The sequence below is a fragment of the Vermiculatibacterium agrestimuris genome, from assembly GCF_943193085.1.
In the GTDB taxonomy this organism is placed as follows: domain Bacteria; phylum Bacillota; class Clostridia; order Oscillospirales; family Oscillospiraceae; genus Vermiculatibacterium; species Vermiculatibacterium agrestimuris.
The window spans coordinates 20,303-42,610 of sequence record NZ_CALPCU010000001.1; the positions used below are offsets into that span (position 1 = coordinate 20,303).

Sequence of the window (22,308 nt, forward strand, 5' to 3'; positions counted from 1 at the left end):
TCCTGTCACGGGAGTAAACACTTTGATATACCGACGCCCGGCAAGCGGAAACCTGCCGGGTATGTCGGCAGAAAGGAGGAAAATATGTCTGCATTGAACGAGCTTTTAAGGTCGTGGCGGCATCAGCTCCACATCCATCCTGAAACCGCCTTTGAGGAGGTGCGCACCGCCGCTTTTGTGGCGGAGAAGCTGAAGGAGATGGGCGTGGAGGTCTTCACCGGCATCGGTGGCACTGGCGTGATCGGGCGGCTGAAGGTGGGCGACGGAGAGAAGACCGTGGCCCTGCGGGCCGATATGGACGCCATCCCCCTGAACGAGGAGGGAACTGCCGCGTACAAAAGCCAATGTCCGGGCAAGATGCACGGCTGCGGCCATGACGGGCACACCGTCACGGTGCTGGGGGCGGCCAAGCTCCTCAGTGAGAGCCGGGACTTTAACGGCACCGCCATCTTCCTGTTCCAGCCCGCCGAAGAGCCGGGCAGGGGGGCCCGCGCCATGCTGAAGGACGGGCTTCTGGAGCGGTTTCCCATCGACGAGATCTACGGTCAGCACAATAACCCGGCCCTGCCGGCCGGGACGGTAAATATCTGTAAGGGCGGCTTCGCCAGCTGTGAGGACAATTTCAAGATCGAGATCCATGGCCGGGGCGGCCATGCCAGCGCGCCGGAAAAGACCATCGACCCGCTGGTCATCGCCGCGCAGGTCATCCTCGCCCTTCAGACCATTCCCAGCCGCAGCGCCGCGGCCTTTGAGCCGGTGGTGGTCAGTTGTACGGAGCTCTTTACCGACGGCGCCCACAACGCCATCCCCAGCAACGTTACGATCCTGGGAGATTGCCGCAGCTACAGCAAGGCGGCCGGACAGCTCATCGAGAAGCGGATGCGGGAGATCGTAGCGGGGATCTGTGAGGCCAATGGCGCCACATTCGATTTCCTGTACACCCACGAGTTTGCCCCCACCGTCAACTGGGATGGCCCGGTGGAGGCCGTGATCCGGGCGGCGGGGCATGTGCTGGGTGAGGACAAGGTGGACGGGAACTGCTCGCCCTTTATGGCCTCCGAGGATTTTGGTGCGTTTTTGGAGAAGGTGCCCGGCGCGTTTTTCTTCTTGGGCGGCGCGGTGGGCGACCAGAGCAGAGATCTTCCGCTGCACAACTCGCGTTTTGACTATAACGATGATATACTGGAGCTTGGCGCCCGGGTGTTTGCCCAGCTTATCCGGGAACGGCTTCCCAAATAAAGGAGGAAGAATCTATGTTTAAGATCAACAAAGAGCGTCTGCTTGCGCACCTGTTTGCCCTTGGCAAAACGGGCCTTGACGCGGAAGGACAGCGCACCCGCGCCTGTGCCTCCGACACAGAGAAGGAGGGCCGGGATCTGGTCTCTGGCTGGATGAGGGAAGCCGGCTTGAAGGTGGTGGTGGACCGGATCGGCAACATCCATGGCATTTGGGAAACGCCGGAGAATCAGGGTCAAAAGCCGCTGATGCTGGGCTCCCATATCGACACGGTGATCAACGCCGGGCAGTATGACGGCTGCTATGGCGTGCTGGCCGCGCTGGAGATCATTCAGAGCCTGCGGGAGGCCGGCGCCGCGACGGCCCGCCCCCTGGTGGTCACCGCCTGGACAAATGAGGAGGGGATCCGCTATTCCCCGGATATGATGGGCTCGCTGGTCTATGCCGGGGGCATGAAGTGCGACGACGCCCTGGCCACGGTCGGCGTGGACGGCACCGTTCTGGGGGAAGAGCTCCGGCGCATCGGCTATGCCGGCACGGTGGAGCCGGGCTTTCTGAAGCCCTACGCTTTTGTGGAGCTGCACATCGAGCAGGGGCCCATTATGGACGCCGAGGGCTATGCCATCGGTGCGGTAGAGGATCTTCAAGGTATCAGCTGGCAGAAGATCACCATTGAAGGAGTCCAAAACCACGCCGGCACTACCCCTACCTCCTATCGGATCGACGCCGGTGTGGCCGCCGCCAAGGTGATCACCTATATGCGCCAGCGCTGCCTGCTGCCCGGCAGCCGCACGGTATGTACCACCGGCTGTATCGCCTTCGAGCCCAACGCCATCAACGTCATTCCCTCCAAGGCGGTGTTCACCGTGGATGTACGCAATCCCAATGAGGAAAAGCTCCGGGAGGAGGAGAAGGCCCTTGCCGATTACCTGGCGGAGCTGGAGAAGACGGATAAAGTAAAGATCACCACAGAACGGCTCAGCCGTTTCGAGCCGGTGCTGTTCGACGAGGGCATCGTCACACTTGTGGAGAAGTACGCGAAAAAGCGGGGACTGCGCTGCCGCCGTATGACCTCCGGTGCGGGGCAGGACGCCCAGATGCTCGCCCGCATCTGTCCCACCGCGATGATCTTTGTTCCCAGCGTCAACGGGATCAGCCATAATCCCAGGGAATTTACCAAAGAGGAGGATCTGCTGGCGGGCGCCGAGGTGTTTTTGGACGTGGTCGTGGAAATGTCCGAAGCGAAGTGAGCGTCACACAAGTCCCTTCATAAAAAGCCGGCCGCTTCCTCCAAAGAGGAAGCGGCCGGTTTTCTATTTTCTGTTTCGCAGCCGGGGGCGGACTTATTCGCCCTCGCCGTTGAGATAGCGGTAGAAAGCGTTGTTGACGTAGAGATCCACCAGCTCCACAGTTCCATCTGGTCTCCGACCCTGCGCCCTTCGGGCTTGGTCGGATGAAGTGATATCGGGAACACGCTCCCGCCTGTCGGCCAATGGAAGGCAGTGGTTGGCCCTGCCGTCCGTCACTCCCAGTATAGCCCCTGGTCAAGGGTGCGGGCCTTCGGCCCCGGTTCCCGCCCTTGACTTGCGGGGCTGCCCTGGTCGTGTCGGGCGGACAGGCCCAGACAGAAAGGAGTGCTGAACATGATATCAGCCAACGTCAACAAAACAGCCAGGAAGCGGGTCTACAAGCGGGACGGGTACCGTTGCGCCCTGTGCGACGACCCCCGTCACCTTCAATTGCACCACGTGGTGCTACGCTCCCAGGGGGGCCCGGATACGGAGATGAACCTCATCACCCTATGCCCCAAGTGTCACTGCCTATGTCATGGCACGGATATAGACTACGTGGGAAAGAGCGTGGAGGACATGGAGCAAGCATGCGTAGAATACCTGTCAAACCTCTACGCCTCGGAAGGCATAGTCTGGAATCCCTGGAGCACAAGGGCCTATGAGTGGAAGTTCTGAGGGGGGCTTCGGCCCCCCTTTTACGGACGTGGGAAGCGAGCGGGAGGGATCTCACCGGCCAGGGGCCCGGCCCCCTCGCCTTGATGAGAGAAGCGAACAGGAGAGAGTCTCACCGCTCGGGGGTCACCCTGCCCGGTCGTTCCCTCCCTGCGGTCGGGAACATGGGCGGTATGCTCGGGCATTGTCGCCCCCCGCGCTCCCTCGCCCCCGCTCGCCTTGCGGCGGCGTTGGCGGCTCGCTCGGGGCTTCGTCGGGGCGGCGGTGCGCCCCGTCCGCTGCGCTCCCGGCCCGCCCTCCTCGCCCCGTCTCGGCCTTGTCGGCGGCGGCCCTCGCCCGTCGCTCGGGGCGGCGCTCCCCCCCGTCGCTCGCCCCTGCGGGGGCTCGTCGGCGGGTCGGCGGCGGCCAATGCTCGCCGCCTCTTCGCCCGCCTCTCGGGCCTGGGGCTTGGCCTCCCCCTCGGCCCGGTCGGGCTTCTTTGGTCGCCCTCCCTCTGCCTCGGGCTCGCCCTTGCGCCCCTGGCCCGCTCCGGGGCCCCCCCTTGCCGCCCTGGGGGCGGGGGCCGGTCTCGGCGGCTACTCGCCGCCTGGCCCCCGGCTGCCCCCCGGCTGCGGCCCTCTGGGCCTTGCCCTCGCTCCTCCCTCGCCGGGGCTGGCCGCCTTGCGGCGGCCTTTTCGCCCCGCCCCGGCTCGAGCGTGCCGGTCACATAGTCAAGGGAGAAAACCGCAAACCATTGCGCTGCAATGGCTTTTATCTTTTAACCGCCTGTGACGTACCGAAAGGAGAGATACCGAAATGGAAGGTTACGACCACATAGTGCCATACTTAGACGACTTCCCCTTTAAGGAGAGAATGGAGATGCTGTATCTCCTCACCGAGCAGCCGAAAACGCCGGGGGAGGAGTGGGCCCTAAAGGTCGCCATGCACGCCGTGGCGGCGGCTGGGCGGTGTATGGCCAAACGAGAAAGCGACCGCCGCACCGACCACAAAAGACGTGTCCTGGTGGGGGCGAGGGTGCCTCGAGCCCTTGCGGAAAAATGCCGGGCTGCGGCCGAGGCGGAGGGGCTGTCCCTTTACGCCTGGGTGATGCGAACACTAGAACAAGCGTTCGAGAAATAGATATAGTGCCCGAGCATGCGCCCGGGCACTATATCTTGAGGCGGACTTATTCGCCCTCGCCGTTGAGATAGCGGTAGAAAGCGTTGTTGACGTAGAGATCCACCAGCTCCACAGACAGGTCGGGGGCCTTCTCGGCGACCACCTTGGCGATGGCGGCGGTGTCATCCACCATGCTGAAGGGATGGATGGTGTAAGCGCCGTTGCGGATCACGTTGTCCTTGATGAGGGTGAAGGCGTCGGCGTCAGCCATGGGCACATAGGAGCTGTACAGGGGGTTCCACCAGGCGCCGGCGATCAGCGGGGTCTTGAAGCTGCCGTCCTCGTTCTGGTTGGCGGAGTACTTCTTGGAGTAGGTCTCAATGAGGCTGTCCAGGGCGTTCTTGTCCTCCACGGTGTCGAACTCCAGCATCATATCGTACTCGGTGGCGTAGCACAGCCAGCGGTCGGTGCCCTCGATGGGCTTGAGCTCATAGGTGGGGGTGGCCTCTGCCTTGGTGGGATCGCCCCAGTCCACCATGTACTCGTAGATGGAGGTCTTGGGTTCCAGAGCCACTTTGGCGTCGATGCCCTCGCTCTGGAGCAGGCCCATGAGCTGGATGGCGTGGGTGATATCGCTGTGGCCATACTGGATGGTGTACGCGGGAAGGAAGTTGGCGTTATAGCCGTCGAACTTCAGGTTGTAGCCGGTGGAAGCCTCAGCGATGACCAGGTCGGCGCCCAGCTGGGAGAGGACGGCGTCGTCAAAGTTGCCGAAGGTGGTCCAGGCGGACTGGAGCTTTCGGGCGATGTCGGGATCACTGACCTTGCCCAGGTAGTTGCGGCCCTTGCCGGAGACATTTACGGCGTTCATGAGCAGCTGGGTGGCGGTGTCGCCGTCCAGGACGGCGGTGAAATTCCAGGTGTTGGAGACAATACCGGTGTTGATGGCCACGGCCACATAAGGGAGGAGCTCCTCAGCCAGGCCGCTGATCGCAGGAGCTGCGGCCTTGTCGGCATAGACAGGAGCCAGCTCGGCCAGGCCGCAGTTGATGACGGCGGCCTTCACGGCGGCGGCCACAGTGGCGGCGTCGGCCTTTACGGCCTCCTCGCCGAAGATGGCGGTGAGGGCGGCGTTAAAAGCGTCCACGGAGACGGCGCCGGTCAGAGGCTCAATGTTGAAATACGCCTTGAGGTACTCGGCGGCCTTGTCGTCCACAGGGAGGGTGGAGACATTGACCCGGAAGCTCTCGGCATCGTAGCTCACCTGAGCGCCCAGGGCGTTGGACATGGCCCGGACGGGCAGGTAGGTGGTGCCGTCGGAGGCAAACACATCGACGGGAGCTCCGCCGGCGTTGGTGGGGGTGATCTGCTGGCCGTCCACGAAAACACCGATGCCGGCATCCACGTCGATGGTCTTGCGAACCAGGTTGTCGGCCATGGCGGGCAGCGCCAGGGCGGCGGTGAGGGCCAGAGCCAGGGACACAGAGAGGATACGCTTCTTGTTCATTCTGTTTTCTCCTTTGCAATTTGGTTTTATCGCCGTCACCCGAAGGTGAAAAACGAACGGGGGGAAGGTCACCGCTTGCCCTTGTCGTAGATCTCACCCAAGGCCCTGGGCGCCCGGTTGGACTTGGAGAAAAAGATCAGGAGCAGGAGGGTGATGATGTAGGGCAGGGTCATGAAGAGATCCTGGAAGGCGGCGGCAAGGCCCAGCGCCTGGGTCAGGGCGAAGCCGGCGGAGCGGGCGAAGCCGAAGATGAGACAGGCCCAGAGGGTGGGCATGATCTGCCAGTTGCCGAAGATGAGCGCGGCGATGGACAGGTAGCCGTAGCCCATATAGATGGCGGGGGAGAACTGGGCGGAGATGGAGTAGGCGAAGCAGATGCCGCCCAGACCGGAGAGGGCACCGGAGACCATAACGGCGGCAAAGCGCACCCGGCCGACCTCTACACCGGCGGCGTCCACGGCGTGGGGATTGTCGCCGCAGGCCCGCAGGTGCATGCCGAAGGGGGTCTTGTAAAGGAAGTACCAGGCCGCCAGCGCCACCAGGATAATGATGAGCTCGAAGGGGTAGAGGCTGGTGAAGAGGGCACCCAGCACTGGGATGGAGGACAGGCCCGGCACCGAGAAACGCAGGGAGGTGGTCAGAACGAACTTATTAGAGGGGGCGCCGAACACGGAGGTGTTGATCTGGCTGGTGAGGAAGGTGGTCAGAGCGGTGGCCAGAATATTGATGACCACGCCGGAGATGACCTGATTGGCCTTGAAATTGACGCATAGGACAGCGTGGAGCATGGCGTAGATCATGCCGCCCAGCATGGCAAAGACCATGGCCAGCAGCATGGGCGCCTGACTGCCCGCGGCAAAGAAGCCGGAGATGAGGGTGGCGCACAGGGCGCCCACAAAAGCGCCAAAGCCCTGAAGACCCTCAATGGCCAGGTTGGTCACGCCGCTGCGCTCGGAGTAGATGCCGCCGATGGCCATGATGAAGAGGGGGAGGGCGAAGGAGAGTCCGTCGATAATAAGGGTGTTGATGAGGTTCATACCCGCTCCTCCTTTCCGGTATTACAGGCATCGGCGGCCTTTTGGCGGCCGCGCTCGATGAGATAGCTGAAGAAGGCTCCACAGGCGGCAAAGAGGAGGATGAGGCCGGTGATGAGAGAGCCGATCTCTTGCCGCACCCCCACGGTGGAGCTCATGTAGGTGCTTCCCTTATCGATGACAGTGATGAGGAAAGAGGACAGGAGGATGCCGATGGGGCTGGAGTTGCCCAGAATGGACACGGCGATGGCGTCAAAGCCGGTGGAGATGAGGGTGTCGGGCTGGATGGAGCCGTAATAGCCCAGGAAATAGGTGGCGCCCGCCAATCCGGCCAGGGCGCCCGAGAGGGCCATGGTCACCACCAGGTTCCGCCCCACATTGATGCCGGCGTACATGGCGGCTCTGGGGTTGGCGCCGATGGTGCGGAACTCAAAGCCTAGGCGCATTTTGTCAAAGAGAAACTTGACCAAAAATACCGTGATGAGCGCCAGGAGAATGCCCAGGGGGATATCCATTTTCAGCCCGCCCAGCTCGGTGTCCATGAGGGACAGGCGGGAGGCGGCCGAGACCGCCTTGGACTGCCGGGAGACCGGATCGGCCATGAACCGCTTGATGCAGAAGCTCACCGAGTAGCGCACGATATAGTTGAGCATGATGGCCGAGACCACCTCGTTGATGTTCCACTTATATTTGAGGAAGCCGATGAGGGCAGCTACAAGGGCCCCTACAAGGGCGGCGATGACGACCACCAGAGGCTTGGCGATGGGGGCTGGGAGAGAGGAGTAGCCCACGGTGACGGTGGCGATGAGGCCGGCGAGCATCATCTGGCCGGATACACCGATGTTGAACAGGCCAGAGCGCATGGCCACCGCCACAGAGAGGGAGGCGAAGAGCATGGGCGTCCAGGCGTTAAGAAGGCTCATGAAGTCGGTGAGCATACTCTTCTTTGCGGCATAGTTGCCCTTGGGCAGCAGGCCGGAGCCCTGAAGATAGCTGAGATAGGCGGTGATGGGGCTCTTGCCCAGCAACAGATAGACTACCGCGCCCGCCAGCAGGCTCAAAAGAATGGCCAGAATGGGAATGGTGATCTTTTGCCGCTTACTGTCACCCATAAGTCTCAAAAACCAGTTTTGCTTCATTCCTGCTTCACCCCCATCATGTACTGGCCCACCTCGTTGGTGGTCATGGCGTCGGCAGGGGCGATCTTGAGCATCTGCCCGGAGAAGATGACGCCGATGGTGTCGGCCAGACCCATGATCTCGTCCAGCTCCAGGGAGATGAGCAGGACGGCCCGGCCCTTGTCGCGCTCGGCGATGATCTGGCGGTGGATGTTCTCGATGGCGCCGATGTCCAGGCCCCGGGTGGGCTGGACGAAGATCATCAGCTTGGAGGAGAGTGCGATTTCCCGGGCGATGATGGCCTTCTGCTGGTTGCCGCCGGACATAGAGCGGGTGATGGTGCGCACTCCCTGGCCGGAGCGGACGTCATAGGTCGTCACCAGCTCCTCACCGTAGCGTTCAAAGGCGGCGTGGTTCAAAATGCCCTTTTCACAGAAGGGGGATTTGTAATAGCTCTTCAGGGCCAGATTGTCCGACAGGGGGAAATCCAGCACCAGCCCCACAGATTGGCGATCCTCCGGGATGTAGGACAGGCCCAGGTCGGTGCGCGTCCGAACAGAGGCGTGGGTGATGTCGGCGCCGTCCAAGGTGATGACGCCTTCGGCGGCGGGGAGCATCCCGGCCACTGCGTCGGCGATCTCAGTCTGGCCGTTGCCGGAGACGCCGGCGATGGCGAAGATCTCGCCGGCACGGATAGTAAAGGAGACATCCTTTACAACCGGGAAGCCATCGGCGTTGGTCACCGTCAGGTGTTCGACCTTCAATACCTCACCGCCGAGCCGGGCGGGAGCTTTGGCGACGGCGAAATCCACCTCCCGGCCCACCATCAGGTTGGCCATGGTCTGGGTGGAGGTGGCGGCCACATCCAGCACATCAATGAGCTTGCCTCGGTTGAGGATGGCGCAGCGGTCAGCCACCTGTTTGATTTCTTCCAGCTTGTGGGTGATGAGGATGATGGTCTTGCCCTGATCCCGCAGGCCCCGGATGATCTGGAGCAGGAATTCGATCTCCTGAGGGGTGAGGACGGCGGTGGGCTCATCGAAGATGAGGATCTCTGCCTCCCGGTAGAGCATCTTCAAAATTTCTACCCGCTGCTGGGTGGAGACGTTTACGTTCTCGATCCTGGCGGTGGGATCCACCTCCAGACCGTACTGCTTAGACAGAGCGGCCACCTTCTCATTGGTGCCCTTGATGTCCACCACCGGAAAGAGCCCGGCCATTTTCTTGGGCTCGATGCCCAGGATGATGTTCTCTGCGATGGTATAGTTGCTCACCAGCTTAAAGTGCTGGTGCACCATGCCGATGTTGAGCCGGGTGGCGTGGTTGGGGGAGGAGATGCGCTCCTTTTTGCCCCGGATGTAGATCTCGCCCTTATCAGGCTCATACATACCGAAGAGCATACTCATGAGGGTGGACTTTCCCGCGCCGTTTTCCCCCAAAAGGGCAAAGATCTCACCCTTTTTGATGCTCAGTGAGATGTCGTCATTGGCGACAATACCGGGAAAACGCTTGGTGATGTGGCGCATTTCCACGATATACTCGTCCGTTGCCATGTGTGTCATCCTCCTTTGTGTTTCGGCCCTTGCGGCGGGTGTGCCGCGAGGGGGGAGTACCGTTTTATGGGGACGGGCGCTTTCGGAAAGACACTGCCGTGCGGTGCGCTTCCGAAAGTGCCGTCCTGTCAAATGAAAAAAGAGAGACGGGACGCTCCGCAGGTATTTGAGAAACTGAGGTGGTTTCTGAGATACGAACGGAGCGCCCCGTCATCAGTGACAGGTCAATGCGCGCTTGGCTTACAGGCCGGGGAACTCAGCGGGCGTGTTGCCGTTGAAGTTGGAGGCGGGGACGATGGTGCCGTCCTTCACCAGGGGATAGGCGTCGTTCATGGCCTTCATGGTGGCATCGGAGCACTGGTGGCTCTCGGCGTTGGTGACGAAGCCGGTGGAGTCGGTGTCGGCCTGGAGGGTGTAGTTGCCGCCCTGGAAGGAGCCGTCCACGATGGCGTTGAGCTGACGCTCCACGTTGATGGCCATGTTCTTCAGAACGGAGGTGAGGATGATGTTGTCGGAGCCGTTGACGCCGTCGGCATACTGATCCACGTCACAGCCGATGACCTTTACGTTGCCGGCCTCCTTGGCGGCGGTAAACACGCCGTTGCCGGAAGCGCCGGCGGCCACGAAGATGATGTCGCAGCCCTCCTGGATCAGAGCCTGGCCCAGCACCTTGCCGGTGGCCTCGTCGCCGAAGTTGCCGGTATAGTTGCCGCCCACGTTGGCGCCGGTGACGTCAGTACCGGCATAGGAGGCGATCTCCACGCACTCGGCATTGGCGCCCAGGTTCTTGTTGGCGTAGTTCACGCCGGACATGAAGCCGAACTGATAGTTGACGTTGGAGGGATAGGCCACGCCGTTGACCACGGCCACCTTGCCGGTCTGGGTCTCCAGAGCGGCGGCGATGCCGGCGAAGAAGCCGGACTCGTTCTCGGCGAACTGCATGGCGTAGACATTGTCCAGAGAGACCTCGTTGCCCTCGCTGTCAGTGGGGAAGGAGTCCACCAGGATGAACTTCTTGTCGGGGTTGTCGGCGGCCAGAGTGCCGATGCCGGCGAACTGGAAGCCGGTGCATACCAGGATGTCATAGTCGGCCACGATGTCGCCTGCCAGCTGAGCGGCGGCGGCGGGATCACCGGTGGGCTCCTGGTTGGCGGTCACAGTATCGATATTGCCACGAGAGGCGATGAAGGAGAGGATACCGTCATAGTTGTCCTCGTTAAAAGAGCCGTCATCCACAGTGTTGGGGCTGGTGCAGATGGCGATCTTCAGACCTTCGGCGGCGGGCTCGGCAGCCTGAGACTGAGCGGGCTCGGCGGCCTTGCTCTCGGCGGGAGCGGGGGTGGTGGCGGAGCCACCGCCACAGGCGGCGAGGGAGAGGGTCAAGGCAAGGGACAGCGCCAGTGCAGAGATCTTCTTGCTCACTTTCATTCTTGTTTTCCTCCTTTTATTTGGGTGGAACGCGCGGAGAACACCGGGGAATTACCGCGTCTATATACATGATATCAAATTTCGGCAGAATAACAAGGTGGCATTTAATCAGAAAGTGAGATGGGATTTTCATATTTTTTACACTAACTTGTCAAAAAACCGGTTACAGGAGCTTAAAAGGGGTCAGCAGTTGAGATAGCCCCCGTCCACCACCAGCATGTGGCCATTGACGTAGTCAGAGGCGGCGGAGGAGAGGAACACCACCGGGCCCATCAGATCCTCCGGTACGCCCCAGCGGCCCATGGGGATCTGGGCGTCGATGGCGGCCACGGCGTCCTTTTTTGTGCGAAGGGTGGCGGTGTTGTCGGTGACCATATAGCCGGGGGCGATGGCGTTTACGTTAATATGGTACTTGGCCCACTCGTTGGCCCAGGCCCGGGTGAGGCCGTGGACGGCGTGCTTGCTGGCCACATAGGCCGCATCCCCGGAGCCGCCCCGGCAGGACTGGACGGAGCAGATGTTGACGATCTTTCCGCCTCCCAGCGGTATCATCTGTTTGGCGATGTCCCGGGTGAGAAGGAAGAGAGAGCGCAGATTCACCGCCATCACCGCGTCGAAGTCCTGGGCGGAATGTTCCTCGGCGGGAGAGAGGCGGATGATACCGGCGTTGTTCACCAGAATATCCACCCGGCCAAAGGCGGCAATACACTGCCCGGCCAAAGCGGGGGCGGCGTCGCTGTCGCCCAGGTCGTGGACGATCTCAAAGGCCCGGCGGCCCATGGCCTCCACCTGGAGTTTGGTATCTCCCATACCGCGAAGGCCCACGCCCACAATGTCGGCGCCGGCCTCGGCCAGAGCCAGGGCCATGGCCTGGCCCAGTCCCCGGCTGACCCCGGTGACCACCGCGATCTTACCGTTCAGCGAAAAATTCATAAAGCATTTCTCCTTTACAGCATTTCCTCAATGGGTGGATGGGGCAGATAACAGTCCTCGGGGCGAAAGGCGGGAGAGACCACGCATGTCACAAGCGCCCAGTCCCCGTCTGCCACATGAGTGGTCTGCCATGTCCCGGCGGGAGCCACGGCCACAAACCCTTCATCTGTGCCCGTCCGGGGCCCGAACAGGATGCGCCTTTCCTCCGTGGGCCGCGCCCCGGAGCCGCCCAGAGTCATTTCCAGGCTGCCTCCGGCGCACCACGTCCACACCTCGTTGGAGCGGTGGAGCTTGTGCCAGCGGGAGCGCTCGCCCCGCTTCAAAAGATAGTAGATGTAGCTGACGGTGGTATCGTCGGCGGAGCGCCACATGGTGCGGTGCCAGCCGCCTTCATCCTCCAGGGGCACCAGTCCCAGGGCGGCGATGACCGCTTCGGCGGTTTGATGTTCCATATCAATCCTCCCGCTTCTGCGCCAGCTTCTGATAGAAGCCCGCCATGGATTTGAGCTGGGCGGCCTGCTCGGGGCTGAACTCCACGCCACCGCCCAATTGGTTTACATAATAATAAACCTTGGCAGTCTGCTCCACCACCTCCAGCCGGTCAAAGGCGGAGATGAGGGTGGCGCCCCAGGCCAAAACGCCGTGGTTGGCCAGCATGACGGCGCTGTGGTCATGGACATAGGGCCGCACGGAATCCGGCACCTCGTCAGTGGAGGGCATGGCGAATTCGGTGACGGGCACCTCGCCCAGCCCGGCGATCAGCTCGTTGAGATAGCGCTCCTTCAGCGGCCGGCGGCAGACGGCGAAGGCGGTGGAGATGGGGGGATGGGCGTGGACGACGGCCATCACGTCCGGCCGCTCCCGGTAGACCATCCAGTGCATTTTTCCCTCGGAGGAGGGATGCCGGTCACCGGAGAGGATGCGTCCCTCCAGGTCGGTCTCCACCAGCATGTCGGGCTTCATCCGTCCCTTGCCCACGCCGGAGGGGGTGATGAGAATGGTGTTCCGGGGCGTGCGTGCGGATACGTTGCCGTCGTTGGAGACCACGTACCCCCGGTCATAGAGAAAACGGCAGACCTCGCAAATTTCCAGCCGCAGCTGATCGTCCATAGTGTGCACCTTCTTTATATAGAATAGGATAAGTTTACCATGGTCTGGGCGGAAAAACAAGAGAGGAGGCGATTGGCCTCCTCTCCTGCTTTTTAGAAAGACTTCAGCTTTTCCAGCACAGCGGCGTTTACGGCCTTGGGGTCGGCCTTGCCCCTCAGCTCCCGCATGACCTGGCCCACCAGGAAGCCCAGAGCCTTTTCCTTGCCCGCCTGAAAGTCGGCGATGGACTGGGCATTGGCCTTGAAAACCTTTTCCACAGCGGCGGCCAGGGCGCGGGGATCGTTGACCTGTTCCAGGCCGTGAGCCTTCACGTATTCGTCCACGTCGCCGTCATCGGCAAAGACGGCAAAAAAGACCTTCACAGCGGTGTTGCGGTTCAGCTTGCCCTCTCTGACCAGGGCGATGAGCCGGGCGAGGGTGGCGGGGGAGAGCTTCATATCCCTGGCCTCCAGACCCGCCTCGGAGAGCGCGCCCATCACCTCACCCATGATCCAGTTGGCGGCCTGTTTGGGCTCCGTGCCCAACCGGACACATTCCTCAAAGAAGTCGGCCAGGGCCTTCTGGCCGGTGATCATCTGGGCGTCGTACAGGGGCAGGCCGTACTGGGCCTGATAGCGATCCTGCTTGGCCTCGGCCATCTCGGGCATCTGCTTGAAAAGCCCAGCCAGATACGTACTGGACAGCTCAATGGGCGGGATGTCCGGCTCTGGGAAATAGCGGTAATCCTGGGCGTTCTCCTTGGAGCGCATGGCGAAGGTGGCGTCCTTGTTATCGTCCCACCGCCGGGTCTCCTGTACGACGGGCTTGCCTTCCTCGATCAGCTCGATCTGCCGCCTGGCCTCGTAGGCGATGGCTTTGGTAATCGCCTTGAAGGAGTTGAGGTTCTTCATTTCGGTGCGGATGCCCAGCGCCTGGGAGCCGGCGGGGCGGACGGAGAGGTTCACGTCGCAGCGCAGAGAACCCTCCTGCATCTTGCAGTCGGACACCCCCAGGTACTGGAGGGTGGAGCGCAGCTTTTCCAGATAGGCGATGACCTCCTCGGCGGAGCGGAAATCGGGCTCGGTGACGATCTCAATGAGGGGTACGCCGCAGCGGTTGTAGTCGCATTTGGTCTGATCCAGCCAGGGGTCGTGGATCAGCTTGCCCGCATCCTCCTCCATGTGCAGCTCGTGGATGCGGATGGTCTTGTGTCCGCCCCCGGACAGGGAGAAGGACACCTCGCCGTCCCGGGCGATGGGCAGGTAGAGCTGAGAAATTTGATAAGCCTTGGGCAGGTCGGGGTAGAAGTAGTTCTTCCGGTCAAACTTGCTGTATGGGGTGATGGCGCAGTTCAGTGCCAGCCCCGCCTTTACGGCGAATTCCAGCACCTTCTCGTTGAGGACGGGGAGGGTGCCCGGCATGCCGGTGCACACCGGGCAGCAGTGGGTGTTGGCCTCACCGCCGAACGCGGTGGTGCAGGAGCAGAAGATCTTCGTCTTGGTGCACAGCTCCACATGGGTCTCCAGGCCGATGACAGTTTCCCAGGTCATACTTCTCTACCTCCTGCGCGTTGTGTGTCCGGATGGGCTTGATGGTACGCCGTCTCCAGCTGGAAGGCGTGGGCGGCGTTGAGGATGACCCCGTCCCCCAGGGCCGGGCCCACCAGTTGGGCCCCGATGGGCAGGCCGGCGGAATCGAAGCCGCAGGGGATGGAGATACCGGGAAGCCCTGCCAGATTGAGGGGGACGGTATAGATGTCGGAGAGATACATTTTGAGCGGGTCGGAAAGGCTCTCTCCCAGGCGCGGAGCGGTGGTGGGGGCCACGGGGGTGAGGAGCACATCGTACTTCCGGAACGCCTCGTCATAGGCCCGCTTGATGAGAGCCTTTACCTGCAGCGCCTTTTTGTAGTAGGCGTCATAGTAGCCGGTGGAGAGGACGAAGGCGCCCAGCAGGATGCGCCGCTTGACCTCGCTGCCAAAGCCCTCGGTGCGGGTCTTGTTGTAGAGGTCGGTCAGATCCTCGTAATCCTCGGCCCGCCAGCCGTACTTCACCCCGTCGAACCGGGACAGGTTGGAGCTGGCCTCGGCACAGGCGATGATATAATAGGTGGGTACCACATACTCCATGACGGGGAGGGAAAACTCCTCCACTGTGGCCCCACGGCTCTTCAGCACCTGGGCCACGGAGAGCACAGCCTTGCGGATCTCACTGTCCAGCCCCTCGCCAAAGCAGTCGGCGGGGAGGCCGATCCTCAGCCCCCTCACATCTCCGGTGAGGGAGGATAGGAGCCCGCCGTAGGCTCCCGCCAGGCTGGTGCCGTCTCGGGGATCTTTGCCCTGTATCACATCCAGCACGGCGGCGCAGTCGGCGGCGGAACGGGCGATGGGGCCCATCTGATCCAGGGAGGAGGCATAGGCGATGAGGCCATAGCGGCTCACGGTGCCGTAGGTGGGTTTCATGCCCGTCACGCCGCAGTAGGCGGCGGGCTGGCGGATGGAGCCGCCGGTGTCGCTGCCGATGGCGTACCAGACCTCTCCCGCCGCCACGGCGGCGGCAGCGCCGCCGGAGGAGCCGCCGGGGGCCCGGGTCAAGTCCCAGGGATTCTTGACCGGGCCGTAGAAGGAGGTCTCAGAGGTGGAGCCCATGGCGAACTCGTCCATGTTCAGCTTGCCCACAGATACGGCCCCGGCTTCGCGGAGCTTTTCCACCACCGTGGCGTCATAGCAGGGGGAAAAATCACCCAGGATCTTGGAGGCGCAGGAGGTCTTGACAGCGCGGGTGCAGATGTTGTCCTTGTAGGCCATGGGCACCCCGGCCAGAAGGCTGTCCCCGCTGTTGGGCTGGGGCTCGGTGACAGTAATAAAGGCGTTGTTGTCCCCCTGGCAGGCGGCGATGCGCTCCTTGGCGGCGGTCAGGGCTTCGGCGGGGGAGACCGCCCCCTTCTTCAAAGCCGCCCCCAGCTCCAGGGCGGTCATCTTATAAAGTTCCGTCATGATTCCACCGCCTTTGGCACCAAAAATGCCTCGTCGGCCCTGCCGGGGGCGTTTTTCAACAGCTCCTCCCGGGGGAAGGAGGGCTCTACCGTGTCCGGGCGCATCACGTTCTTGACCGGGAACACATGGCTCATGGGCTCAATGTCGTCAACATCCAGGGCGCTCAAAAGATCCATATAGGAGACGATCTTCTCCAGCTCGGCGGTCATTCGGGCGGTTTCCGCCTCGTCCGGCTTGAGCCGGGAGAGGGTGGAGATATACGCAACCATTTCTTCGGTGATCTTCATTCTGTTTTCCTCCTTACCTCAGGGTTCCAAACGGGACAGGTCGCGGGGAAACAGGCAGGCGTGGCGGACGTTGTCCAGCCCGCACAGCCTGGCGGTGAGCCGTTCCAGGCCGATGCCCAGTCCGCCGTGGGGCGGCATACCCGATTTGTGGATCATCAGATAGCTCTCGAACTCCTCCGGGTGCATCCCCCGGGCAAGCATTTTCTCCACCTGGGCCTGATACTCGTGGATACGCTGGCCTCCGGTGGTCACCTCCATGCCCCGGAACAGCAGGTCGAAGGAGAGGGTGAATCTGGGGTCGGCGGGATCGTCCATGGCGTAGAAGGGGCGCTTCTTGGAGGGGTAGTGGGTGACGAACACAAAGACGCTGCCCAGCTCCTCCTTGACATACCGGCCGATATTCAGCTCCTCCTCCGGCTCCAGGTCATAGGGATCCCGGATGGGCCGGCCGTACTTTTCCGCGGCCAGGGTCTTGGCCTCGTCGAAGCGCAGGCAGGGGATGGAGGATACGTCGGGCAGCTCGATCCCCAGCCGCTCCACATCGGCGGCATATTCCTCCCGCAGAAGATCCATGGCGTTTTGCAGGAACCGGGTCTCCACCGCCATGATCTCCTCAAAGGAACGGATGAAGCCCATCTCAAGATCCATGGAGGTGTATTCGTTGAGGTGCCGGGCGGTGGAATGTTTCTCTGCCCGGAATACGGGGGCCACCTCAAAGACCCGTTCATAGGCGCCCACCATCATCTGCTTGTAGAACTGGGGGGACTGGGCCAGAAAGGCTTTCCGGCCGAAGTAGTCCAGACGGAAGATGTTGGAGCCGCCCTCCGCTCCGGCGTGGACGATCTTGGGGGTGTGGACTTCGGTGAAGTCCAGGCTGTGGAGGGTGTCCCGAAAGGCCCGGCACAGCCCGGCCTGGATGCGGAAGATGGAGCGCTCCCGAAGGGCGCGCAGCACCACCGGCCGCAGAGACAGCTCCGTGTCCAGGTTCAGGTTGAGCCGCCGCTTGGAGATGGGCACCGGCAGTGGCCCGGCGGGCCGGGAGAGGAGCTCCAGCTCCAATCCGGCCAGCTCCACGCCCCCAGGCGCCCTAGGCTCCCTGTGGGGCACGCCGGTCACCGCTACGGCGCACTCCTCGGTGACGTCCTCCAGCAGAGCCGGCCGGTCGAAGACGCACTGGAGCACGCCCTCCGGCCCCCGGAGGGTGAGGAAGACCATGCCGCCCATGTCGCGAAGGGCATGGATCATGCCCTCCACCGTCACCGTGCGGCCCTCCCACGTGCCGGAGACCACTGCCTTCAGCGTCACAGTTCGCCGGGTCAGAATTCCATCTATCGTTTTCATTTGGCATCACCTTTTCCGGCCCGATCCCCCCTTGAATGAGGCCGTGTAATGGCGCCTGAGACGAAAAAAGTCCCGAAGCTGTATCAATACAGCTTCGGGACGGAAAATTCCGCGGTACCACCCAGGCTTGTCGTCTCCCCTTTGAGGCGGCCACTCGTTTTCCCGTAACGTGGAAAGGCCGTACCGCCCTACTTGCCCAAGGGGCCTTCGAACGGTCAGCTCCGGAGCGTTGCGCCTTCTCTCTTTGCCGTGGCGGGCTCTCAGCCGGTGACCCGCATTTTCTGTCGGCACGCCCGAGGGGCGGTCTCCTTCATCGCTTTTGTTGTCTGTTATTATACGCACAGTCTTTTTCAATTGCAATAGTGAATTTGAACAGAATCACATCTTTGCTTTTGTGCGCTCTTGTGATAGAATGGGAAAAACACAAAAGGGGAGAGATGGCAATGAACGAATGGGAAGCTTTGCGTGCGGAATGTCTGTCCTGCCGCCGCTGCGCCCTGGCGGACACCCGTACCAATGTGGTCTTTGGCGAGGGAGTGGAGACGGCGGAGGTCATGTGTATCGGCGAGGGCCCCGGGGAACAGGAGGATTTGACCGGCCGTCCCTTCGTGGGCCGGGGCGGCAAGCTGCTGGACGAGATGCTGGAGATCATCGACCTGAGCCGGGAAAAGAACATCTATATCGGCAATATGGTCAAGTGCCGCCCGCCCCAGAACCGGGATCCCCTGAACATCGAACAGGAGGCTTGTGAGCAGTGGCTGGAGCGGCAGATCGCCCTCATTCGCCCCAAGATCATCATCTGCCTGGGCCGCATCGCCGCCATGAAGTACATTAAAGAGGATTTTAAGATCACCCGGGAGCACGGCCAGTGGTTTGAAAGGGACGGCATTTTGCGCATTGCCCTGTTCCACCCGGCGGCCCTTCTCCGCGACCCGCGCAGGAGACCCGAGACCTTCGATGATCTGAAGACCATCCAATCTAAGATCCGTGAGGTGTGCCAGCGCACCTACTGAGCGTCGACCCTTGTCAAGGCAGAGCGGAGCGTGTATAATAACCAAATGAGCGATTGAAATAGGAGGACATCACAATGGATACCAAACTGTTACAGCTTTTGGAGGCCGACTGCACCCTGACGCCCGATCAGCTCTCCGCCATGACCGGTATGAGTGTGGAGGCGGTAAAGACCGCCATCAAGGGATATGAGGACGAGAGGCTTATCCTGGGCTACCAGGCCGTGGTGGACTGGGACCGCACCCAGCGGGAGGCGGTCACCGCCCTTATCGAAGTGAAGGTGACCCCTCAGCGGGGGGACGGCTTTGACCGCATCGCCCAGCGCATCTACCAGTATGACGAGGTGGAGAGCCTCTATCTCATGTCCGGCGCCTTTGACTTCACCGTTATCATCTCCGGACGCACCTTGAAGGAGGTGGCCCACTTCGTGGGGGAGAAGCTGTCCACCATCGACGAGGTCACCAGTACCGCCACCCACTTTATCCTCCGCAAGTACAAGGAGAACCACCTGGTCTTCGAGAAGCGGGAGGAACAGCAGGAAAGGTTTGTGCTTGAGTGATGATGGACTACGAGAAGATCTTGTGCGGAAGGATCAAAAAGGTCAAGCCTTCCGGCATCCGTAAATATTTTGACCTGCTCCAGGGCATGGAGGGGGGGATCTCCCTGGGGATCGGGGAGCCCGACTTCATCACCCCCTGGCACATTCGGGACGCGGGCATCTATTCTCTGGAGAAGGGCTTTACCAAGTACAGTCCCAACGCCGGTCTTTCCGACCTGCGCAAAGCCATTTCCCGTTACCTCAAGCGCCGCTTTGACCTAAGTTATGAGGGCATCGGCCAGATTTTGGTTACGGTGGGCGGCAGCGAGGGCCTGGACTTGGCCTTCCGCTGCATACTGGAGCCGGGGGACGAGGTCATCATCCCCTCGCCCTCCTTCGTGTGCTATAACCCCTTGGTGTCCATGCTCCACGCAGTGCCCGTCCCGGTGGAGACCCGCGCGGAGGACGAGTTCCGCCTGACGGCAGAGGAGCTGAAGGCCGCCATCACCCCCAGGACGAAGGCGGTGGTGCTGCCCTTCCCCAATAATCCCACCGGCGGCATTATGGGCCGGGCGGATCTGGAGGCCCTGGCCGAGGTGCTTCGGGGCACCGACATCATGGTGGTCTCCGACGAGATCTACTGTGAGCTTACCTATGGCCAGCACCATGTCTCCATGGCCAACATCCCGGATATGTACGAGCGCACCATCGTGGTCAACGGCTTTTCCAAGGCCTATTCCATGACCGGCTGGCGGCTGGGATATGTCTGCGGCCCCCAACCCCTCATCGCCGCCATGACCAAGCTCCACCAGTATGCCATCATGTGTGCCCCCACCACCAGCCAGTATGCCGCCATTGAGGCGCTGAACAACGGCGATGGAGATATCGAGGCCATGAAGGAGGAGTACGACGGCCGCCGCCGCTTCCTGGTGGACGGCTTCCGCCGCCTGGGCCTGGAGTGCTTTGAGCCCCGGGGCGCCTTCTACACCTTCCCCTGCATCCGCTCCACCGGCCTCACCTCTGAGGAGTTCTGCGACCGGTTCCTGGAGGCCGAGCATGTGGCCGTCATTCCCGGCTCTGCCTTCGGCCCAGGAGGAGAGGGTTTTGTTCGGGCCTGCTATGCCGCCTCCATGAAGGATCTGGCCGAGGCTTTGGAGCGGCTGGAGCACTTCCTGGATGGTCTGAAAAAATAATGGAAAACGCCTGAAGAGAGGAGAAGTGGGTATGAATATCGTCTGTTTGGATATGGAGGGCGTCCTGGTTCCGGAAATCTGGATCGCGTTTGCCGAAGCCAGTGGGATCCCTGAGCTCAAGCGCACCACCCGGGACGAGCCCGACTACAATAAGCTGATGAACTGGCGGCTGGGCATCCTGAAGGAGCACGGTTTGGGGCTGAAAGAGATCCAGGCCACCATCGCCAAGATCGATCCCCTGCCCGGGGCCAAGGTCTTCCTGGACGAGCTGCGCAGCCTTACCCAGGTCATCATCCTCAGCGACACCTTCGAGCAGTTTGCCAAGCCCCTCATGGAGAAGCTGGGCTGGCCCACCATCTTCTGCAATACCCTGGAAGTGGCGGTCAACGGGGAGATCACCGGCTTCAAGATGCGCTGTGAGAAGTCCAAGCTCACCACGGTGAAGGCGCTCCAGTCCTGCGGTTATGAGACCATTGCCGCCGGGGACAGCTACAACGACCTGGGTATGATCCAGGCCAGTAAGGCGGGTTTCCTCTTTAAGAGTACGGACAAGATCAAGGCCGACTATCCTGAGCTGCCGGCCTATGAGACCTTTGACGACCTGCTCGCCGCCATCAAGGCGGTCATTGCCTGAGAGCTTCAGGCCCATTTACATAGGAGGGGATCTGCCATGGATGAACGATTCCAGGGCCTGGCCTTCGGGCCGGCTGATATCCTGCTGCCCAGGGACTGTGAATACAGTAAGTGGGCAGTGGTGGCCTGTGACCAATATGTCTCCCAGCCGGAGTACTGGGCGGAGGTGGAGCAGATCGTGGGCGGAGCGCCCTCTGCCCTTCGGCTGATCTTACCGGAGAGCTGCCTGGACGGCCCCAACGTGGAGACGGACATCGTGGAGATCAACAATACCATGACCCGCTACCTCCGGGAGGGGCGCTTCCGTGAGCTGCCGGGGGCGCTCGTCTATGTGGAGCGCACGCTCCGGGACGGCAAGCTGCGCCGGGGGTTGGTGGGCGCGCTGGATCTGGAGCAGTATGATTACGAGCCGGACGCCCAGACGCCTGTCCGGGCCACGGAGGGTACTGTTATGAGCCGCATCCCGCCCCGGGTGGCGGTGCGGAAGAACGCCCCCATCGAACTGCCCCATGCCATGCTTTTGTGCGACGACCCGGAGCGGACGGTCATCGAGCCGCTAGCGGCGCGCAAGGGGGAGTTGGAACTTCTCTATGATTTTGACCTGATGACTGGCGGCGGCCATCTCTCCGGCTGGCTTTTGGATGAGGCGACCATGACCCAGGTCGCCGCCGCTTTCCAGGCCCTCAATTCCCCCCAGGCGATGGAGAAGCGGTATGGCCCCCAGAGCGCGGAGATACCCTTCCAGTTTGCCGTTGGAGATGGGAACCACTCTCTCACTACGGCCAAGGAGTGCTATGAGCGGCAGAAAAAGCTGGTGCCCCAGGAGAGGTGGAAGGAGCTGCCCGCCCGGTATGCTTTGTGTGAAGTGATAAACCTTTATGATTCCTCCCTGGAGTTCAAGGCCATACACAGGGTGCTTTTTAACGTCAAGGGAAAAGACTTGCTCAGCTCTCTGCTGGAATCTTTTTCGGGTGCTTATGGCGGGGAGGGCCCCGGCCATATCCTGCGCTATATCTACGCCGGCGGGGAGGGCGCCGTCACGGTGCCCGATCCCGTCCAACCTCTGCCGGTGGGCACCCTTCAGAGCTTTCTGGACGAATACATCAAAGCGCACGGAGGCAGTATCGATTACATCCACGGCATGGGTGTGACCTGCGACCTGGCCCGCCAGCCGGGAAATCTTGGCTTCATCCTGCCGGCGTTGAGCAAAGTGGAGCTGTTTCCGGCCATTCTGAATGGCGGCGTCCTGCCCCGAAAGACCTTCTCCATGGGGGAGGCTCACGACAAGCGGTATTATCTGGAGGCTCGTAAGATCCGGTAAAACGGCAATGCTTCATGGATGGCATTTGT

General features: G+C 61.8%; 22 protein-coding genes. 9 read left to right on the forward strand and 13 right to left on the reverse strand.

Annotated features, from left to right (window positions below; translation table 11 throughout):
* Nucleotides 1–84 precede the first annotated feature (84 nt).
* Nucleotides 85–1,239, forward strand: a complete 1,155-nt coding sequence (locus NFR87_RS00115) for an amidohydrolase (RefSeq protein WP_251444739.1) — start codon at nucleotides 85–87, stop codon at nucleotides 1,237–1,239.
* 14 nt (nucleotides 1,240–1,253) lie between these two features.
* A complete protein-coding gene (locus tag NFR87_RS00120) occupies nucleotides 1,254–2,486 on the forward strand; it encodes a Zn-dependent hydrolase (protein ID WP_251444741.1) in 1,233 nt (410 codons plus the stop codon).
* Nucleotides 2,487–2,579: 93 nt separating this feature from the next.
* Here the strand turns inward: NFR87_RS00120 and NFR87_RS00125 are convergent, their stop codons facing one another.
* Nucleotides 2,580–2,762: a hypothetical protein gene (locus NFR87_RS00125; protein WP_251444744.1), complete on the reverse strand. Its 183-nt coding sequence runs from the start codon at nucleotides 2,760–2,762 to the stop codon at nucleotides 2,580–2,582.
* 117 nt (nucleotides 2,763–2,879) lie between these two features.
* Here NFR87_RS00125 and NFR87_RS00130 point away from each other — a divergent pair, with 117 nt between their 5' ends.
* The gene (locus tag NFR87_RS00130; protein WP_251444747.1) at nucleotides 2,880–3,203 is read left to right on the forward strand and encodes an HNH endonuclease; all 324 of its coding nucleotides are present in this window, start codon (nucleotides 2,880–2,882) and stop codon (nucleotides 3,201–3,203) included.
* Nucleotides 3,204–3,995: 792 nt separating this feature from the next.
* Entirely contained in the window at nucleotides 3,996–4,319 is a 324-nt protein-coding gene (locus NFR87_RS00135; protein WP_251444750.1) for a hypothetical protein, read from the forward strand.
* Nucleotides 4,320–4,365: 46 nt separating this feature from the next.
* Here NFR87_RS00135 and NFR87_RS00140 read toward each other — a convergent pair whose 3' ends face one another.
* The 12 genes from NFR87_RS00140 to aspS form a co-directional block, all read right to left on the reverse strand.
* Nucleotides 4,366–5,805 carry a stalk domain-containing protein gene (locus NFR87_RS00140; RefSeq protein ID WP_251444753.1) on the reverse strand — a complete coding sequence of 480 codons (1,440 nt, stop codon included), beginning with the start codon at nucleotides 5,803–5,805 and terminating at the stop codon, nucleotides 4,366–4,368.
* A 68-nt stretch (nucleotides 5,806–5,873) separates the two neighbouring features.
* Nucleotides 5,874–6,842, reverse strand: coding sequence for an ABC transporter permease (locus NFR87_RS00145; RefSeq protein WP_251444755.1), 969 nt, complete (start codon nucleotides 6,840–6,842; stop codon nucleotides 5,874–5,876).
* Nucleotides 6,839–7,978, reverse strand: a complete 1,140-nt coding sequence (locus tag NFR87_RS00150; RefSeq protein WP_251444758.1) for an ABC transporter permease — start codon at nucleotides 7,976–7,978, stop codon at nucleotides 6,839–6,841. The genes NFR87_RS00145 and NFR87_RS00150 overlap by 4 nt, the downstream gene beginning before the upstream one ends.
* Entirely contained in the window at nucleotides 7,975–9,510 is a 1,536-nt protein-coding gene (locus NFR87_RS00155; RefSeq protein WP_251444761.1) for an ABC transporter ATP-binding protein, read from the reverse strand. The genes NFR87_RS00150 and NFR87_RS00155 overlap by 4 nt, the downstream gene beginning before the upstream one ends.
* Nucleotides 9,511–9,750: 240 nt before the next feature.
* Nucleotides 9,751–10,938, reverse strand: a complete 1,188-nt coding sequence (locus tag NFR87_RS00160) for a BMP family lipoprotein (protein ID WP_251444765.1) — start codon at nucleotides 10,936–10,938, stop codon at nucleotides 9,751–9,753.
* 183 nt (nucleotides 10,939–11,121) lie between these two features.
* Nucleotides 11,122–11,871: an SDR family oxidoreductase gene (locus NFR87_RS00165; protein WP_251444768.1), complete on the reverse strand. Its 750-nt coding sequence runs from the start codon at nucleotides 11,869–11,871 to the stop codon at nucleotides 11,122–11,124.
* Between the two features lie 14 nt (nucleotides 11,872–11,885).
* Nucleotides 11,886–12,323, reverse strand: a complete 438-nt coding sequence (locus NFR87_RS00170) for a cupin domain-containing protein (RefSeq protein ID WP_251444771.1) — start codon at nucleotides 12,321–12,323, stop codon at nucleotides 11,886–11,888.
* A 1-nt stretch (nucleotide 12,324) separates the two neighbouring features.
* The gene (locus NFR87_RS00175; RefSeq protein WP_251444773.1) at nucleotides 12,325–12,981 is read right to left on the reverse strand and encodes a class II aldolase/adducin family protein; all 657 of its coding nucleotides are present in this window, start codon (nucleotides 12,979–12,981) and stop codon (nucleotides 12,325–12,327) included.
* A gap of 92 nt (nucleotides 12,982–13,073) precedes the next feature.
* Nucleotides 13,074–14,510, reverse strand: a complete 1,437-nt coding sequence (gatB, locus tag NFR87_RS00180) for an Asp-tRNA(Asn)/Glu-tRNA(Gln) amidotransferase subunit GatB (RefSeq protein WP_251444776.1) — start codon at nucleotides 14,508–14,510, stop codon at nucleotides 13,074–13,076.
* Nucleotides 14,507–15,955 (reverse strand): Asp-tRNA(Asn)/Glu-tRNA(Gln) amidotransferase subunit GatA, encoded by a 1,449-nt coding sequence (gatA, locus tag NFR87_RS00185; protein WP_251444779.1) that lies wholly within the window; start codon nucleotides 15,953–15,955, stop codon nucleotides 14,507–14,509. Before gatA ends, gatB begins: the two co-directional genes overlap by 4 nt.
* On the reverse strand, nucleotides 15,952–16,242 hold the full coding sequence (gatC, locus tag NFR87_RS00190; protein ID WP_251444782.1) for an Asp-tRNA(Asn)/Glu-tRNA(Gln) amidotransferase subunit GatC: 291 nt from the start codon (nucleotides 16,240–16,242) through the stop codon (nucleotides 15,952–15,954). Before gatC ends, gatA begins: the two co-directional genes overlap by 4 nt.
* An 18-nt stretch (nucleotides 16,243–16,260) precedes the next feature.
* Nucleotides 16,261–17,583, reverse strand: coding sequence for an aspartate--tRNA(Asn) ligase (gene aspS / locus NFR87_RS00195; protein WP_251444785.1), 1,323 nt, complete (start codon nucleotides 17,581–17,583; stop codon nucleotides 16,261–16,263).
* Between the two features lie 443 nt (nucleotides 17,584–18,026).
* Here aspS and NFR87_RS00200 point away from each other — a divergent pair, with 443 nt between their 5' ends.
* The 5 genes from NFR87_RS00200 to NFR87_RS00220 all read left to right on the forward strand — a co-directional run bounded on the left by NFR87_RS00200 (nucleotide 18,027) and on the right by NFR87_RS00220 (nucleotide 22,279).
* Nucleotides 18,027–18,596, forward strand: coding sequence for a uracil-DNA glycosylase (locus tag NFR87_RS00200; RefSeq protein WP_251444788.1), 570 nt, complete (start codon nucleotides 18,027–18,029; stop codon nucleotides 18,594–18,596).
* Nucleotides 18,597–18,670: 74 nt separating this feature from the next.
* Nucleotides 18,671–19,153, forward strand: coding sequence for an Lrp/AsnC family transcriptional regulator (locus NFR87_RS00205; RefSeq protein ID WP_251444790.1), 483 nt, complete (start codon nucleotides 18,671–18,673; stop codon nucleotides 19,151–19,153).
* 2 nt (nucleotides 19,154–19,155) lie between these two features.
* Nucleotides 19,156–20,325, forward strand: a complete 1,170-nt coding sequence (locus NFR87_RS00210) for an aminotransferase class I/II-fold pyridoxal phosphate-dependent enzyme (RefSeq protein ID WP_251445140.1) — start codon at nucleotides 19,156–19,158, stop codon at nucleotides 20,323–20,325.
* A gap of 31 nt (nucleotides 20,326–20,356) precedes the next feature.
* A complete protein-coding gene (gene thrH, locus NFR87_RS00215; RefSeq protein WP_251444793.1) occupies nucleotides 20,357–20,959 on the forward strand; it encodes a bifunctional phosphoserine phosphatase/homoserine phosphotransferase ThrH in 603 nt (200 codons plus the stop codon).
* 36 nt (nucleotides 20,960–20,995) lie between these two features.
* Nucleotides 20,996–22,279, forward strand: a complete 1,284-nt coding sequence (locus NFR87_RS00220; RefSeq protein ID WP_251444797.1) for a DUF1015 domain-containing protein — start codon at nucleotides 20,996–20,998, stop codon at nucleotides 22,277–22,279.
* The last annotated feature ends 29 nt before the right edge of the window (nucleotides 22,280–22,308 follow it).

Coding starts and splice junctions, on each gene's coding strand:
- NFR87_RS00115 (WP_251444739.1), top strand. CDS start 85: ATGTCTGCATTGAACGAGCTTTTAAGGTCGTGGCGGCATCAGCTCCAC.
- NFR87_RS00120 (WP_251444741.1), top strand. CDS start 1,254: ATGTTTAAGATCAACAAAGAGCGTCTGCTTGCGCACCTGTTTGCCCTT.
- NFR87_RS00130 (WP_251444747.1), top strand. CDS start 2,880: ATGATATCAGCCAACGTCAACAAAACAGCCAGGAAGCGGGTCTACAAG.
- NFR87_RS00135 (WP_251444750.1), top strand. CDS start 3,996: ATGGAAGGTTACGACCACATAGTGCCATACTTAGACGACTTCCCCTTT.
- NFR87_RS00140 (WP_251444753.1), bottom strand. CDS start 5,805: ATGAACAAGAAGCGTATCCTCTCTGTGTCCCTGGCTCTGGCCCTCACC.
- NFR87_RS00145 (WP_251444755.1), bottom strand. CDS start 6,842: ATGAACCTCATCAACACCCTTATTATCGACGGACTCTCCTTCGCCCTC.
- NFR87_RS00150 (WP_251444758.1), bottom strand. CDS start 7,978: ATGAAGCAAAACTGGTTTTTGAGACTTATGGGTGACAGTAAGCGGCAA.
- NFR87_RS00155 (WP_251444761.1), bottom strand. CDS start 9,510: ATGGCAACGGACGAGTATATCGTGGAAATGCGCCACATCACCAAGCGT.
- NFR87_RS00160 (WP_251444765.1), bottom strand. CDS start 10,938: ATGAAAGTGAGCAAGAAGATCTCTGCACTGGCGCTGTCCCTTGCCTTG.
- NFR87_RS00165 (WP_251444768.1), bottom strand. CDS start 11,871: ATGAATTTTTCGCTGAACGGTAAGATCGCGGTGGTCACCGGGGTCAGC.
- NFR87_RS00170 (WP_251444771.1), bottom strand. CDS start 12,323: ATGGAACATCAAACCGCCGAAGCGGTCATCGCCGCCCTGGGACTGGTG.
- NFR87_RS00175 (WP_251444773.1), bottom strand. CDS start 12,981: ATGGACGATCAGCTGCGGCTGGAAATTTGCGAGGTCTGCCGTTTTCTC.
- gatB (WP_251444776.1), bottom strand. CDS start 14,510: ATGACCTGGGAAACTGTCATCGGCCTGGAGACCCATGTGGAGCTGTGC.
- gatA (WP_251444779.1), bottom strand. CDS start 15,955: ATGACGGAACTTTATAAGATGACCGCCCTGGAGCTGGGGGCGGCTTTG.
- gatC (WP_251444782.1), bottom strand. CDS start 16,242: ATGAAGATCACCGAAGAAATGGTTGCGTATATCTCCACCCTCTCCCGG.
- aspS (WP_251444785.1), bottom strand. CDS start 17,583: ATGAAAACGATAGATGGAATTCTGACCCGGCGAACTGTGACGCTGAAG.
- NFR87_RS00200 (WP_251444788.1), top strand. CDS start 18,027: ATGAACGAATGGGAAGCTTTGCGTGCGGAATGTCTGTCCTGCCGCCGC.
- NFR87_RS00205 (WP_251444790.1), top strand. CDS start 18,671: ATGGATACCAAACTGTTACAGCTTTTGGAGGCCGACTGCACCCTGACG.
- NFR87_RS00210 (WP_251445140.1), top strand. CDS start 19,156: ATGGACTACGAGAAGATCTTGTGCGGAAGGATCAAAAAGGTCAAGCCT.
- thrH (WP_251444793.1), top strand. CDS start 20,357: ATGAATATCGTCTGTTTGGATATGGAGGGCGTCCTGGTTCCGGAAATC.
- NFR87_RS00220 (WP_251444797.1), top strand. CDS start 20,996: ATGGATGAACGATTCCAGGGCCTGGCCTTCGGGCCGGCTGATATCCTG.